The following is a 16,307-nucleotide window of genomic DNA, read 5'->3' on the forward strand; positions in this document are numbered from 1 at the left end:
ACTGCGTAGCTGCCGCTGAAAACGGTCGTTAGCTCCTATTCAGGTGTCACCAATAAATAAGGATGTATATAAATTGTCTCAATACTTAAAGTTAGGCGATGACCAATCGCCAGTAGAGTTAGCTCCTTACGGTGATAATGGTGCTTTTAAAGTTATAGGTGGCTGCGTTTGGGCAAAAGCTGAAGATGAAATTACTCCAGACTCTTTACGCTCAAGAATCGAACCTTGGTTAACTGCACTTTTTCAATCTGAACACCTTAATTTACTTCTTGGTGCAGGTCTTAGCACTGCGGTTCAGCAGTCTGCAACAGGGCAAAGTCCACAAGGTATGGGGTGGATAGAAGATCTTAAAGTTTGTAAGTCAGAGATAGACGCTTATGTAGAAAAAACCGCTAAAGCTGCGGGTAGAGAGAAGGGAAATATTGAAGACCAAATTCGTTCAATTAATGAATTAATCAAAGGTTTAGAAATACTAGTCGCGTTAAATCCAGCTCCTATAGTTCCACCTCCACCACCAAACCCACCTTATAGATATTTTCCGACTGAGTTGAATCAGCTAAAAGAAGAGCTTTCACGATGTTTACAGTTGTTTGCTCAATCGGTTAGCAATGGTGAAAAATCAATCCGCGATGCAGAGCGTGAACAAAAAACTGAAACGTTTAATTATTTAGTTAATTTTTTGATGAGTTTTTCAAGCCGAATAGCAACGCGTGATAGATTGCATATTTTCACGACTAATTATGATCGCATAATTGAAACGGGTGCTGAATTGGCAGGCCTTAGGTTGGTTGATCGGTTTGTTGGTAGTATTGCGCCAATTTTCAGGTCATCACGTTTGGAGGTTGATTATCATTATAACCCACCAGGTATACGTGGTGAGCCAAGATATTTAGAAGGTGTAGCTCGTTTTACCAAACTTCACGGTTCATTAGATTGGTATGAAAACGAAGGGGCTATAAGGCGTTTTGGATTACCTTTTGGAGCGGCTTCTGTAGAGCCATTTTTACAAGTCGAAGGTGCTGGTACAGCTAACTACCAACAGTTGATGATTTATCCAAATTCAGTCAAAGATCGTGAAACATCAGAATACCCCTATGTAGAATTGTTTAGAGATTTAGCATCAGCAACATGCCGCCCAAATAGCACCCTTGTCACCTATGGCTATAGCTTTGGTGACGAGCATATAAATCGAGTTCTAACAGATATGCTAACAATACCCTCAACGCATATCGTGATTATTGCCTATGGCGATCCACTTGGAAGAATAATGAGTTTTATAAAGGATAGTGGGCGTCAGGCTCAAATATCTTTATTACTAGGCAGTCATTTTGGAGACTTAAAAACATTAGTTGATTACTACCTTCCTAAAGCCGCAATCGATCGCACTTCAATTCGAATGGCTGAACTTTTGAAATCAAGAGGCTTATATCCAGCTGCAATTCAAAACACAATTGGTGGTGAATCATGAGCTCGCTACCAGTTGAGCAAGGAGAACAATTAAGAGTCGGTACTGTTGATTTTGTATCACCAAATGAAATAAGAGCTGTCCTTGATATTGATTCACCAGATTCTGTCGCCTTAAATGCGGGAACTCCGAGAAACTTCCCAAGAGTAAATAGTTATGTTTTAGTATCTTGTGATAATGGTTATCTAGTTGGACAAATTGAGTGGCTAGCCGTTGAACGTTCACCTTATCCTAAACAAAGGGATATCCAAGATTTTGGTTTAGTGAATCTACCTTTCCCACAAAAAAAAATCAGTCTAAATCCTGTAGGAACTTTAAAACGAGTTTCAAAGCAAGGTATTGATACTTTCAAGTTTCAGCGAGGTTCAGAATCATTTCCATCTATTGGTTCTGCTATCTTACTACCAACAGATTTACAGCTTAGATCTATTGTTGAATCTGGCAATAATCGTAGAGTTGTCATCGGACAAAGCCCGCTTGCGAATAACGCTAACGTTGCAGTCGATCCTGACCGCTTATTTGGCCGCCATATTGCTGTACTAGGAAATACAGGTAGTGGCAAATCTTGTTCAGTTGCCGGTCTTATTCAATGGTCGTTAGAAGCCGCTATGGAATCAGAATCGAAACCAAATGCTCGGTTTATTGTGCTTGATCCAAATGGTGAATATACACGAGCTTTAGGCCCGGATACAAAATTTAAAGGCCGAGTATTTAAAGTTGAAGCTGGGCAAGGTGAAAACCAACTACAAGTACCTTCTTGGTTCTGGAACAGTGCTGAATGGGCGTCTTTCACGCAAGCAAGTCCTAGAGCGCAATTACCATTGCTAAAGCGCTCTTTAAGAGCAATGCGAAATGAAGACTTTAAACTTGAAGCAGATTCAAATATTGAGATAAAACGATTTCTAGGTAATGTGTTAGTAACTTTAAAACATGATAAAAGCTCAGGAAAACCATTTGGCGGATATGGTCCTGCTATTGGATTTTGGGAGCTACTAAAAAAGTGGAAAGCAAGCTTAGAGCATTATCGCGACCTTACTGGTGCTACACAATTAAGTAATCCAATATTAAATATGCAGTCATATATAGATGAGAGAACTAAGACTGAGACTAAAAGAAATGTGACCATGCAAGCCAGCGTCCCTGAAATTGATTTATTAATTCAATCTATTAAATTGGCTTTCGAATCTTTCGGAGGAAATGAAGCTGATTTATTTCCCAAAAGCGAAGATATACCAGTTCCCTTTGAAGGTGAAAATTTAGTTTCCTATTTAGAAGCATTGGCGCAAGAAAATGGCAGTGAGCAATATGTTGAATATTTAGTGGCACGTATACGGACAATGCTATCTGATACAAGAATGAAGCCTATCACTAACGATGCAGAACAAAGAGTAGATTTGGCTAAATGGTTAGAAAACTACATAGGTAAGGATGGAACTGGAGAGGATGACAGTTGTGTGTCAATTATTGATCTTTCTCTAGTGCCAAATGAAATCACCCACCTTGTAACCGCTGTTATTTCAAGGATTATATTTGAATCATTGCAACGCTATAGACGACTAAATAATAAATCCTTACCAACAGTTCTTGTGGCTGAAGAAGCGCATACATTTATTAAACGTTATCGAGATGATTCTGAAAATCAGGATGTTGCAGCTGTGTGTTGCCAAGTCTTTGAAAAAATAGCACGTGAAGGGAGAAAGTTTGGTCTTGGTATGGTGGTTTCTTCGCAGCGCCCTTCGGAGTTATCACCAACGGTTTTATCTCAATGTAATACTTTTTTACTACATAGGATTAGTAACGATAGAGATCAGGAACAGGTGCATAAAATGGTACCAGATAATTTACGTGGGCTACTTCGTGAGTTGCCTTCTCTGCCATCTCAGCATGCAATACTTATGGGTTGGGCATCTGAGCTTCCTGTTTTGGTTAAAATGAAGAGCTTAACAAAAGAGCAGCAACCACATTCAGACGATCCTGACTTCTGGGATGTTTGGACAAGAAAAGATGAAAATGGGAATGTAGTCGAGCGAAATGCTGATTGGGATAAAGTTGTTAAGGAATGGCAGCAGAGCTAACAAGCCACTGCACTCGGGAATTTTACTCGCTCCGCTCCCAAAGTTCCGGTGAGTGGAGCGTTAGCTGAAAAAAATAGAATGGAGCAGTATGCGAAAACAAAATTTGAATATCGCTGTTTATATTGACATGGAAAATGTCGCCTCATCTGATTTTGTTCTGGAGGAGGTGATGAATTCATTTTTAAGTACAGATGAAGATTATAATTGCATATTTGCAATAAAAGCAGCGTATGGGAATCAAAGCGCAGCAAAGAAAGCGCTCAAAAACCAAATCGTTGAGCATAATTTCAATATAATTGATACGCCAAAGATTGGGAGCGAGAAAAATAGAGCAGATTTGCTTTTAAGTTTGGATGCTTTTGAAACTTTATATTTGAATAACCCTCGAATTGATCGCTATTGCTTCATGACAAGTGATGCTGACTTTACTGTTGTTGCAGATAAATTGAGAAAGTTTGGAAAGGAAGTGTGGTTAGTCTGTAAGAAATCTGACAAAGACCGTGCAATTCTTACAAAGTCCTTTGATAATCTTCTCTTCTTAGAAGACTTCTGCCCTGAAACAACACCTAAAATTACAAGCAAAATAGAAAGGCTTTTTGTTCAGGCTGTACGAAACATGAATCAGAGTAAACTTCCAAATAATGTTTCTGTTGCAAATGACAAGATGAAGGCCATTGATCCAAGTTTTCGCATAACAAATACAGAATATAAAACCTTTATGAAGCTTATTAAGGATATGGAGAAAAAAGGATATATTAAATCTGAAACTCTCGCCACAGGTGAGAATCGGATAATTGAGATTTGTGTATAATTATCAGCTATAGGACCAAGCACGGCGACAGCTTTGCCTAATGCTCCTTAACTAGCGATTTTCTCGGCTTGCACTTACAATGTTCCTTCGAAATTAGTCGCTTTAAGTAAAAGGATCTATCGTGAACAAACAGCAACTCGCCGCTAAAATCTGGGAATCTGCTAACCAAATGCGCTCTAAGATAGAGGCGAATGAATACAAGGACTACATTCTCGGTTTTATCTTTTATAAGTACCTTTCAGACAAGCTAGAACAGTTCGCTAAAAGCCAAGATTTTAGTGATGAAGATATTCGTGCGCTTTCTGAAGATGACACAGAAACGGTAGATTTTATTAAGCGCAACCTAGGTTACTTCATTACCCACGAGAACCTTTTTTCAACTTGGATAGAGCAGGGCGGTGACTTTGAAGTCTCCCAAGTACGCGATGCTCTATCAGCCTTTAATCGTCACATTCATTCAGGTCATAAAAATCTTTTTGAAGGCATTTTCAGAACGCTGGAAACAGGGTTAAGTAAGCTAGGTGATACAGCAGCTAGGCAAACCAAGGCGATCAGCGAGCTAATTCAGCTTATTAAAGTTATCCCTATGGATGGCCGCCAAAGCTATGATGTACTTGGGTTTATCTATGAATACCTTATTAGCATGTTCGCTGCTAATGCGGGTAAAAAGGCAGGTGAGTTCTATACCCCGCATGAAGTTTCAGTACTTATATCTGAAATTATTGCCGATCATGTAAAGGGTAAAGAAACCATTGATATCTATGACTCAACCAGTGGTTCTGGCTCGTTACTATTAAATATCGGTGAGTCCATTGCCAAGCACATGGGCAATAAAGGCAACATTAAATACTACGCTCAAGAACTAAAAGAAAACACCTACAACCTTACCCGCATGAACTTGGTAATGCGTGGCATTCTTCCCGACAATATTTTTACCCGAAATGGTGACACCCTAGAAGATGACTGGCCATTTTTTGACGAGAATGACCCTGTTAACTCTTACCAGCCACTTTATCTTGATGCAGTAGTTTCTAATCCGCCTTACTCACAAAAGTGGGATCCTGAGCATAAAGAAGCTGATCCACGTTATGCACGTTTTGGGCTGGCACCTAAGTCAAAAGCTGACTATGCATTTTTGCTGCACGATCTTTACCACTTAAAGCCCGATGGCATTATGGCCATTGTTTTGCCGCATGGTGTACTTTTTCGTGGTGGTGAAGAAGGTCAAATACGTAAAAACCTGATAGAAAACGATCACCTAGACACCGTCATAGGCCTGCCAGCCAATATTTTCTTTGGCACAGGTATCCCAACCATTATTTTGGTGCTTAAACAAAAGCGTAATAACAATGATGTTCTAATCGTCGATGCTTCAAAAGGCTTCGCTAAAGAAGGTAAGAGCAACAAGTTACGTGCTAGCGATATTAAAAAAATCTGCGATACCGTTATTGGCAGACAAGATGTACCCCAGTACAGCCGTGTGGTTTCTAAAAGCGAAATACAAGACAACAACTATAACCTCAATATTCCGCGCTACGTTGACTCATCTGAACCCACTGAAAGCTGGGATCTTTACGCCTCTATGTTTGGTGGCATTCCACAAAGTGAATTAGCAGCACTAGATCACTATTGGCAAGCTTTCCCAAGTTTGCGTGAAGCGCTTTTTAATAACCTAGATACACCTTACCTAACACTTAAGGTGGAAGACCTTGCCCAAGCCATTAAACAGCACGATCAGGTACAGGGGTTTAAAAAGCAGTTTGCCCAAGCCTTTGCTGACTTCCCAAGCTATTTAAAAAACCACCTAATTGAACAGATAGAAACTTTACACCTAGCTAGCCAAAAGCCTTTGCTAGGCGATAATATTTTTGAACGCCTTGCACCCTTTACCTTGATTGATAAATATCAGGCTTATCAACTACTAGATGACCAGTGGCAAGAAATAGCGATTGATTTAGAGATTCTACAAACAGAAGGTTTAAGTGCTGCCAAAGTAGTCGACCCTAATTTAGTAAATAAAAAGCAAAAAGGTAAAGATGTTGAAGTACAAGAAGGCTGGAAGGGGCGTGTTTTACCCTTTGAGCTAGTACAAAAAACACTTTTAGCAGATCAACTAGCAGAACTTAATAACCATGAAACACGCTTGGCTGAAATAGCGGCTTCTTTTGACGAAACCCTTGAAAGCTTTAGTGAAGAAGAAAAAGAAGATGCGCAAGCACAAGAAATACTCAACGAAGCCGGTGATAAGTTTATAAATGCTGCCGTTATTAAAGAAGCTAAACAACTCGAGTTAGATGCTAAAAAGTCTGGCAACTTTGAGGAGGACTCTTACGAAGCAAGGGTTATCCAACTAGCTGCTTGGATTCTTGAAGAAAGAGCGCTTAAAGCCACGATAAAAAAAGAAGCCGACGCACTGCACTTGCAGACTAAAGAAACAATTGAAGCCTTGAATGATGAGCAAGTTAAACAGCTTTTAGAGGGTAAATGGATTACGCCACTTACTGAAGCCCTGCATCAACTACCGATTCAACAACTAGCTACCTTTACTACTAAGTTGCAGGCCCTGGCAGAAAAATACCAAATCACCTTTGCCGATAATGCCCGTGAAATTCAACAGACAGAAAATGAACTGGCCAGCATGATGGATGAACTGGATGCTAATGAGTTTGACCTTAAAGGCTTGGCTGAGCTTAAGAACTTGTTGGTGGGTAACTAAGATGACGGAGCAAATAGCTAGAAAGGTGCCACAAATTAGATTTCATGGTTTTTTTAATGAGTGGAAGGAAGAGCAGCTAGAGAATAAAGTAGAGTTTTTTAGTGGTTTAACTTACTCACCTAGTAACGTACAAAAAGGTGTAGGGACATTTGTTCTGCGTTCGTCTAACGTTAAGAATGGTGAGATTATCGATGCTGATAATGTTTACGTTGACTCTGAGATAGTTAATTGTAAAAAGGTTGAAGTCGGTGATATTGCAGTTGTTGTCCGAAATGGTTCGCGATCGCTCATTGGAAAGCATGCACAAATAAAGAAAGAAATGGTGGACACAGTTATTGGCGCATTCATGACTGGAATAAAGTCACAACGGCCTGATTTTATTACTGCCTTGCTTGATACTGCTCAATTTAGTAGTGAGATTGCTAAAAATCTTGGAGCCACTATTAACCAAATTACAACTGGTGCATTTCGAGAAATGTGCTTTAATTTCACGGAAGATAAAGAAGAAATAAAAATCGGTACCTATTTTAAAAACCTAGATCAAGTGATTGAGCTGCACCAGCAAAAGCATAAAAAGCTGATAACGCTGAAAAAAGCGATGCTGCAAAAGATGTTTCCACAAAATGGTGCTACTAGCCCTGAAATACGCTTTAAAGGTTTTGAAGATAGTTGGAAAATAAAAAAACTAAAGGATATAAGTAAACGAGCACAAGGAAATGATGGAAGGATGAGCCTACCAACTCTTACTATTTCAGCTGCTAGAGGGTGGTTAGACCAACGTGAGCGCTTTTTTGACAATATTGCTGGTTCTGAGCAAAAAAACTATACTTTATTAAAAAAAGGTGAGCTCTCATATAACAAAGGGAACTCAAAAACTGCAAAGTTTGGTGTGGTTTTTGAGTTAACAAACTTTAGTGAAGCACTTGTTCCTAGGGTGTATCACAGTTTTAAAATACTACACAATAACTCAGCTTCTTTTATAGAATACCTTTTTCATACAAAAATACCTGATAATGAGTTAAGTAAGCTTATTTCTTCTGGCGCAAGAATGGATGGGCTTCTAAATATTAGCTTTTCTGACTTTATAGAAATACCTGTTCTAATACCTGAGCCAGAAGAACAACAAAAAATCGGTAATTACTTCCGTAAGCTAGACACACTTATTTCACAACAAGCTACCCAGTTAAAAAAGCTAAAGCAGATTAAAGCAGCCTGCTTAGAAAAAATGTTTGTTTAACACCAGTGCAATCAACTTAATTCAAGGACAGATGGTATGACTACTTTTTCAGATGAAGCCACCTTTGAACGTGCGGTAATCAAAGAGTTAACGCAGCGTGGCTGGGCAAAAGAAGTAATAACCAACCCAAATGAAAAAGACCTGTTAACTAACTGGGCAAACATTTTATTTGAGAATAATAAAGGCATAGACCGCCTCAATGGTATTCCCCTAACCAACAGTGAAATGCAGCAGATTATGGAGCAGGTAATCGAGCTGCGCACACCGCTGAAGTTAAATGGCTTTATCAATGGAAAAACCGTAGCCATTACCCGTGATAACCCAGCAGACGAGCTGCACTTTGGTAAAGAGATTAGCTTAAAAATTTATGATCGCCACGAGATAGCAGCCGGGCAAAGTCGTTACCAAATAGTTCAGCAACCACAATTTGAGCGTGGCTCTAAACTACTGAATGATCGCCGAGGCGATTTGCTACTTTTAATTAACGGTATGCCAGTTATTCATATTGAATTAAAGAAAAGCGGTGTACCGGTAAGCCATGCCTATAACCAAATTCAAAACTATTCCCGAGAAGGCATTTTTAGTGGTTTATTTTCTTTAGTGCAGTTGTTTGTAGCCATGCAGCCGCAAGAAACCCTCTACTTTACCAACCCAGGCCCCGACGCTGCTTTTAACAAAGATTACGCCTTTCACTGGGCAGACTTTAACAACGAACCAATAAATGACTGGAAAGCCATTGTTTCTAGTTTATTGTCTATCCCTATGGCGCATCAGTTAATCGGCTTTTATACCGTCGCCGATGAATCTGACGGTGTACTAAAAGTATTACGCAGTTATCAATACTACGCAGCCCACGCTATCTCCGATAAAATCGCAAAAACTGATTGGCAAAACCCAAACCGTTTAGGTGGTTATATTTGGCATACCACGGGTTCTGGTAAAACCATGACCAGTTTTAAGTCGGCTCAGCTTATTGCTAGTTCAAATGACGCAGATAAAGTGATTTTTTTACTTGATCGCGTTGAGCTAGGTACACAAACACTGGAAGCTTACCGAGACTTTGCCGGCGATAACCACAGCGTACAGGCCACTGAGCACACCGGCATTCTAGTGAGTAAGCTTAAAAGCACTAACCCAGCCGATACTTTGATTGTTACTTCTATCCAAAAAATGAGCCGCTTAAAAAATGAAGAGGGCGGTTTAAACACCCATGATTTAGAAAAAATACGTGCCAAGCGCCTAGTATTTATTATTGATGAATGCCACCGCTCAACCTTTGGCAATATGTTGACCGACATTAAGCAAAGCTTTAAAGGCGCGGTGTTGTTTGGTTTTAGTGGTACTCCCATACACGAAGAAAATACCCGTAAAGATTCCACCACAACCGATGTGTTTGGTGATGAGCTGCACCGTTACAGTATTGCCGATGGTATTCGTGATAAAAACGTATTGGGTTTTGATCCTTATATGGTGGCAACCTACCGAGATAGGGATGTACGTGAGGCAGTCGCGTTAGAAAAAGCCAAAGCTAGCAGCGCAGAGGAAGCCTTTGATGACCCTAGCAAAAAGAAAGTTTTTAACCATTATATGAAAGAAGTACCTATGGCAGGCTTTAAAGATGCTTTTGGCAAGTACCAAAAAGGTATAGAAGATTACTTACCAGCCAGCCAATACAGCTGTGATAAGCACCGCAATGCCGTGGTTAAAGACATCGCCGATAACTGGCTTACCCTTAGCCAAAACAATAAATTTCATGCAATTTTTGCCACCCATAGCATTCCAGAAGCCATTCGCTATTACCGACTGATTAAAGCCCAGTGCCCAGATTTAAAAATTACCGCGTTATTTGATCCTAACGTTGACTACGATGATGACAGTGCCGACAGCGTTGCATTAAAAACTGACGGACTGGTTGAGCTGCTGGAGGATTATAATTTAGCCTATGATCAAAACTTTGACTTAGGTACGCATGGCAAATTTAAAAAAGACATTACCGCTAGGCTTGCGCACAAACGGCCTTATACACGGATAGAAACAGAACCCAGTAAACAGTTAGATTTATTGATAGTGGTCGACCAAATGCTGACTGGCTTTGACTCTAAGTGGGTGAACACCCTTTACTTAGACAAGGTGCTGACCTACGAGAATATTATTCAAGCCTTTTCCCGTACTAACCGCCTGTTTGGACCAGACAAACCCTTTGGTACTATCCGTTACTATCGTAAACCGCACACCATGAAGCGCAATGTGGCGGATGCGGTAAAGCTTTACTCTGGTGATAGACCCATAGGGCTTTTTGTAGACCGCTTACCAGATAATGTACAGCGCTTAAATACAAGCTTTGCCGAGATAAATGCTGTATTCAAAAGTGCAGGTATTGAAGACTTTAAAAAACTGCCAAGCAAACAAGCTGAGGCAGCAGTGTTTGCTAAACACTTCCAAGAGTTTAATGCAGCCCTTGAAGCAGCCAAAATACAGGGCTTCACTTGGGAACAAACCGAATACCCACTAGAAGATGACCCCACAAGCACAATTACGCTGAATACTAACGAGCAAGAATACCTAACCTTAGTACTGCGATATAAAGAGCTTAGTAGCCGTCGTAGCGAAAGTGAGTCAACTAATGAAGACATAGCTTTTGATCTTGCCACCCATATTACCGAGATAGATACGGGTAAGATTGATACCGACTATATGAACTCAAATTTTGAGAAATACCTTAAAGCCTTACAGATGGGTGACCAAAACGCGCTAGATGAAACGCTCAGCGAGCTACAACGTTCATTTGCAACCCTGACACAAGAAGAACAAAAGTTTGCCGAGATTTTTATACGCGATATACAGCGTGGCGATATTGAGGTTAACCCCCAGCAAAGCTTTCGAGATTACCTAACCAGCTACCAAGCAAAGGCCAAAAACAAAGAAGTTGAAGCGGTGGTAGAATATTTGGGCATTGATGCCAATAAACTTACCGACTTTATGAATACCAAAATCTCAGAAGCAAACCTGAATGCGTATGGCCGTTTTGACGAGCTGAAAGAAACAATCGACAAGCAAAAAGCCAAAACCTACTTCGAACTCCTAGAAGGGCAAGCTATTCCGCCTTTTAAAGTGAATATTAAAGCAGCCGACCTACTGCGCAACTTTATTTTTAGTGGTGGTATAGAAATTGAAGAGCCTGAAAAGAAACCGAAGGGTTAACGCTAATTTAATACGCTTAGGATTCAAAACTAGGCAATGTTAAGCTTACTTAAATACAATTTAGTATAGGTTACTTAAAACACCATGAGTGCGATAAATACACTATCCATTGCAGGTTTCAGGTCCATTCGTAAGTTGGAAAACCTGCGTTTATCTAACTTAAATGTGCTGATTGGTGCCAATGGTTCGGGTAAAAGTAATTTTGTAGCTTACTTTCGTATGCTTTCAGAATTAGTTGAAGGGCGGTTGCAAGTTTGGGTTAGTAAGCAGGGTGGGGCAGATAGAGTATTGAGTTACGGCATTAAAGAAACCTCCAGCTTAAGTACTTCGATCCGTTTTGGTACTAATGGCTACGCCATTGAATTAGAGCCAACGCTAGAAGGTGGTTTTACTTTTACTTCTGAAATGCTTTATTTAAACGACCCGGCTTCTGGTGCTAAGCACTCAAAGCTAGGTTCAGGACAAACTGAATCCAAATTAAAGTATGAAAAAGAACAAAGCACTGATAAGAATATTGCGGGCTTTTGTTACGATGCAATCTTAGGCTGGAAGGTTTACCACTTTCACGATACGAGTGATACAGCAGGGGTGAAACGTCAAAGCTCAGTGCATGATAATGACTTTTTACGGATGGATGCTTCTAACTTAGCTGCTTTTTTGTTGCGCTTAAAAGGTGAGTTTCCTACTGTTTATCAGCAGATCCGTAAAACGGTACGCCTAGCTGTCCCTTTTTTTGATGACTTTGTGCTTAAACCCACAACCTTACCGACGGAAGAACAGCAGGTAAGGTTGCTTTGGAAGCAAAAAGACAATGATTATGCGCTTTGGCCTAGCCAGTTATCTGATGGTTCTTTACGTTTTATATGTTTAGTCACGGTTTTACTTCAGCCTAACCCACCCAGCACGATTATTATTGATGAGCCAGAGTTGGGTCTTCACCCTTATGCAATTACCTTGCTGGGTGCATTATTACGTTCTGCCTCTACTCGAACCCAAGTTATAGTATCAACACAGTCCGTTGCATTACTGAATGAGTTTGAAATTGATGATCTGATTGTTGTTGACCGAGAAGATGGTGGTTCTGTGTTTAAGCGCCTTGATGAAGCAGAATTTACAGCTTGGCTTGAGGATTACACTATTGGCGAGCTGTGGCAGAAAAATATCTTAGGTGGGAGACCTTCACGATGATTCGTGTGCATGTGATTTGCTGAACAATTTACCAGCCCAGAACATATTAACGACAGCCCTCATACTGCACCTAGTAAACGTATAGAAGCTTTAATCAATGATTATGAAAAGCCTTTAATGGGTACTTTAACAGCACTAGAAGTAGGCTTGAGTACAATGCGTAAAAAATGTACTTTATTTGATGCTTGGTTAAGTAGGCTGGAAGCTTTAAAAAATTAAGTCTAAGGTATCATTATTTATTCTGCTTCGAATAACTCATAGCCTTTGGTAGTAATACGGTATTTTTGTAGACGGCTAGTTGGCTTATCAGGAAGGGTGTATTCCACATAATCTCCATCTAATAAGTCTTTAATTGTTCTTTTAAATGCACCTGTTTTTGATTGTAGCTGCAAAGCACCAACTAGCTCATTGGCTGATAACGGTTCTTTAATCAAGCATTGTAAGATAGCTTTTGCCTGAACTTCCGACTGGGCCCTTGACTGGGCCCTTGACTGGGCCCCTTGATCTAATTCAAGCAATATGGGTTCATGTAGCCAGATTCTTAAACGCAAACCGGTAGCAATTTCGGTAATCGTAGGCTCTGGTAAACCTAGTGTAACTGCTTCAGAGAAAATACGTTTTACGCCACTTCCCCATTGCTCAATTAAACCTAACTCACGAAATACACGAGCAATAACAGGGTTACGAATTCTCGACACCCCACTTTTCATATCTTCTATGGTCATACCCGATAGCAGCAAGCCAGGGCTTTCAATGTCAATACGGTCATCAAAAAAAGCAATGCGGATAGGTGAGCCACGCTGCGAGTAGTCGCTATGGACTAAGGCATTAACAATGGCTTCCCTTAAAATCACCAGTGGAATACTCCACACGTCTTCACGCTGCATCGCGCCAAACTTGGCACTTTTAAAAGCGTGTTTCTTTAAGAAAAGTTCAATTTCAGTAACGGCATTAGGTAAATGTTCATGGATTTCAGCTTGATCAAAAATATGTACCTTATCTACACCACGAAAACGGCCACACTGTATCCAAGCGTCAGGAAAATAACCTTCCCGATTTTTACCAAACAGCAGTATCCCACCTTGGGTAGGTACTAAGCGGTTTTGTTCTTTACGCAGTAATTTAAGAGTAATTAATGCTTCATCATTAAGCTGTTGCCGTTTACCTAGTTGTTCTTGTATTGCAACTAGGTCTAAATCTTCTTTGCTAAGCTCAGGTATAGGTAGCTCATCAAATACTAAACCAGCAGCTGAGCGTTGTAGCTCTGCTACTAAATCTTTACCCGCCTGACGATTACTAGAGCCTAAGCGAACATATACACCTTTCTCTAAACCTAATTTGGTTAGGTAATGGGGGCGCATACCACTAGGAAATACTTCAAGTGCTAATAGTGTGTATCCGTCATAGCTCATGAGCTCAACATTAGGAACTAAACGTGGTGAAATTGAATCTGCGATTAAGCCACAAATACGCTCTTCTTCTAGCAAAGGATCATCAACGCCCACGAGTTGCTTATCATCATTAACACCTACAATGATACGACCACCGGCAGAGTTAGCAAAGCCTACTAATGTTTTTAGTACATTACGCGGTGAAGATAAATCGCGCTTAAATTCTAGCGTTTTGCTTTCAGGCAGCTGTAATAACTGTTTAGTGGTAGTCATTTCATATTCCATGTTTTTTAACACTTTTTAGTAGGGTGTCGTAAGTACAAGGATCTCATTCTTGGGTAAAAGAGTATGGATAATGCCATACTGCTAAGGGGTTTTCGACACAAATGATGTCTAATACTGCCCTGTTTAAAATTTATACTTATAGGTTGATTAACTTAACTAAATCTTTTGCCTTTCTACTTTTCAGTTTCAACTGACTTTTCCTTGAGCGCATATTGGGTACAAGCTCAGTAATAAGCTTGCCGCGTAAAATTTCATCGTCATCTTTTTTGTGTACTCTTTTCAAAGCATGCTGCATTACTTCATAAAATGAATGAATATAAACCTGAAACAAGGTGTTGGTTGTTTTATGACCAAATAGTTTGATTATGTGTATAAAAGCAGTGATATTGGCCTCAGAAACAGGTTCTCTAGGTGCTTCACCAAAAAAAATACGCAAATTTTCTATGCCTTCTTTCTTAAAAAACCAATGCGATTGATCGGCAAGTTGCTTACTAAAACCCGGATAGCGGCAAGTGTACCAACGAAGAAATAAGTGAGATGCAAATGAGTGGCGTAGCAAGTGTAAGTCTGCTTCTGGGCCAGCTTGTTCTTTTAAGTTCACAAGCGCATCTCTAACGACTGTTTTAGCTGTATTGTTGCGGCAGTCCCTAGTGGTACTTAACAGATAAACTTCTTTCCTTAGTAGTACTTCTTCCTTTTTCTTTCTTGCATCACGTAAATACACATCGTAATCAATTCGCCTTTGATCAGTATACGAGCGAATAGCATCAACCACTTTAGGTGGTGCTATTAGGTGGAGTGTAGTGGTCAAGTAAAACTAGCCACCGGTTTATAGTTATTCCAGTAGTTTTCTTCAGCCTGATTGGGACTCATGCCGCCGTTGTGCTGATGTGGTCTTAACTGGCTGTAATAACCGATTAAATACTTCACTATGTGATGTTTTGCTTGGGTAAATGAGTGATAACCATATGTTGGCACCCACTCAACCTTTAAACTTCTTCAGCAACGCTTTACTTTATAGAATAAAATCACTTAGTTGATCACGGTTAGCTAGGTCAATTTGGTGTGCTTTAGGGTTATTTTTGCTTTGTTCTTCTGTCCCAATTCTGAGTTCAACAACCATATATTTTACTAGTGGTGCACGCAGTTTAACTTTCAGCCTTTTACTTGCTCCCATGGCGTAATCATCTGCTACTAACTGTTGTTGCTCAGTTTTTAGTGCAGGGTTAGGAATTAAAATCACCTCTACCTTTTTAGCCCATTCGGTATCTAGTTTAGGTTCTGCTATAGCTAATCGCTCGCTATCAATTTCGGGCACAGACTCGAAGCGGTGCAACATAAAGTCTTTGAATTTTCGACTTTTTTCACAAAAAGCTCTTACATGCCAACGACTGCCTGCTGATACCAAACTGTGTGGAGCGATTAAGCGTTCTTCGCCATTAGGTTTTGACAGTGAGCGATAACAGGCACAAATACGTTGTTTTTCTGCTATTGCTCGGAGGATAACTCGGACTACTTCTGGATTAACTGGGCGAGTAAGGGCTTGTAGCTTAGTTATGGGAGGTTGACTAGCTTGGAGAGTGTAGAGGTGTTTTGCTGGTAAGTTCTCCTTGTGCAGTAAGTCAAGGTACTCATGTACTTCACCGTAACTAAAGCTAGGTTTAAAGGTATTGCTTGGAAGGAACCCCCTTGCTTGATTGCAATGAAATATGTTGTTAGGCATTACCTGTTGATAGTTTCTTATAATCTCTGAGGCTTTACTTCTACCAATTGAAAAAGCCGTTTGAAGATGATTGCTAGTTAAGCGCCCTTCCCAAAGTAAAAGAACTTCCATTAGGTGGAACTGTGTTGCACGTTCCCAACTGAGAACAAAGTTAGTATTGCTAGTCATAATAAAGCTGAGTCTGGTTGAAAATCAGGCAGATTGTAAATTCATTC

The 16,307-nt window shown here is 40.1% G+C and carries 10 protein-coding genes and 2 pseudogenes; 8 read left to right on the forward strand and 4 right to left on the reverse strand.

Going from position 1 to position 16,307, the window contains the following annotated elements; all coding sequences use genetic code 11:
* Nucleotides 1-73 precede the first annotated feature (73 nt).
* From H571_RS0105970 to H571_RS16300, 8 genes and pseudogenes are all read left to right on the forward strand, one after another.
* Nucleotides 74-1,468 carry an SIR2 family protein gene (locus tag H571_RS0105970; protein WP_027848513.1) on the forward strand — a complete coding sequence of 465 codons (1,395 nt, stop codon included), beginning with the start codon at nucleotides 74-76 and terminating at the stop codon, nucleotides 1,466-1,468.
* Nucleotides 1,465-3,540, forward strand: coding sequence for an ATP-binding protein (locus H571_RS0105975; protein WP_027848514.1), 2,076 nt, complete (start codon nucleotides 1,465-1,467; stop codon nucleotides 3,538-3,540). Before H571_RS0105970 ends, H571_RS0105975 begins: the two co-directional genes overlap by 4 nt.
* Before the next feature lie 88 nt (nucleotides 3,541-3,628).
* Entirely contained in the window at nucleotides 3,629-4,351 is a 723-nt protein-coding gene (locus H571_RS0105980; protein WP_027848515.1) for an NYN domain-containing protein, read from the forward strand.
* Nucleotides 4,352-4,472: 121 nt separating this feature from the next.
* Nucleotides 4,473-7,067, forward strand: a complete 2,595-nt coding sequence (locus H571_RS0105985) for a type I restriction-modification system subunit M (RefSeq protein ID WP_027848516.1) — start codon at nucleotides 4,473-4,475, stop codon at nucleotides 7,065-7,067.
* Nucleotide 7,068: 1 nt separating this feature from the next.
* Nucleotides 7,069-8,304: a restriction endonuclease subunit S domain-containing protein gene (locus tag H571_RS0105990; protein ID WP_027848517.1), complete on the forward strand. Its 1,236-nt coding sequence runs from the start codon at nucleotides 7,069-7,071 to the stop codon at nucleotides 8,302-8,304.
* A 36-nt stretch (nucleotides 8,305-8,340) separates the two neighbouring features.
* On the forward strand, nucleotides 8,341-11,505 hold the full coding sequence (locus tag H571_RS0105995; protein WP_027848518.1) for a type I restriction endonuclease subunit R: 3,165 nt from the start codon (nucleotides 8,341-8,343) through the stop codon (nucleotides 11,503-11,505).
* An 84-nt stretch (nucleotides 11,506-11,589) separates the two neighbouring features.
* The gene (locus H571_RS0106000) at nucleotides 11,590-12,693 is read left to right on the forward strand and encodes an AAA family ATPase (protein WP_027848519.1); all 1,104 of its coding nucleotides are present in this window, start codon (nucleotides 11,590-11,592) and stop codon (nucleotides 12,691-12,693) included.
* Between the two features lie 30 nt (nucleotides 12,694-12,723).
* Nucleotides 12,724-12,912 (forward strand): annotated as a pseudogene (locus tag H571_RS16300) (DUF4276 family protein); the annotation flags it as partial.
* A 17-nt stretch (nucleotides 12,913-12,929) separates the two neighbouring features.
* On the opposite strand, the gene H571_RS0106010 reads toward H571_RS16300, so the two are convergent.
* From H571_RS0106010 to H571_RS0106020, 4 genes and pseudogenes are all read right to left on the reverse strand, one after another.
* A complete protein-coding gene (locus H571_RS0106010; protein WP_027848520.1) occupies nucleotides 12,930-14,357 on the reverse strand; it encodes an AlbA family DNA-binding domain-containing protein in 1,428 nt (475 codons plus the stop codon).
* Nucleotides 14,358-14,505: 148 nt separating this feature from the next.
* Nucleotides 14,506-15,180, reverse strand: a complete 675-nt coding sequence (locus tag H571_RS0106015) for a site-specific integrase (protein ID WP_027848521.1) — start codon at nucleotides 15,178-15,180, stop codon at nucleotides 14,506-14,508.
* A pseudogene (locus tag H571_RS16095) lies at nucleotides 15,177-15,368 on the reverse strand (IS3 family transposase); the annotation flags it as partial. The pseudogene H571_RS16095 and the gene H571_RS0106015, both read right to left, overlap by 4 nt.
* Before the next feature lie 16 nt (nucleotides 15,369-15,384).
* Nucleotides 15,385-16,260, reverse strand: coding sequence for a WYL domain-containing protein (locus H571_RS0106020; RefSeq protein WP_027848522.1), 876 nt, complete (start codon nucleotides 16,258-16,260; stop codon nucleotides 15,385-15,387).
* Between the last annotated feature and the right edge of the window lie 47 nt (nucleotides 16,261-16,307).

Source organism: Marinospirillum minutulum DSM 6287, from assembly GCF_000422325.1.
In the GTDB taxonomy this organism is placed as follows: domain Bacteria; phylum Pseudomonadota; class Gammaproteobacteria; order Pseudomonadales; family Halomonadaceae; genus Marinospirillum; species Marinospirillum minutulum.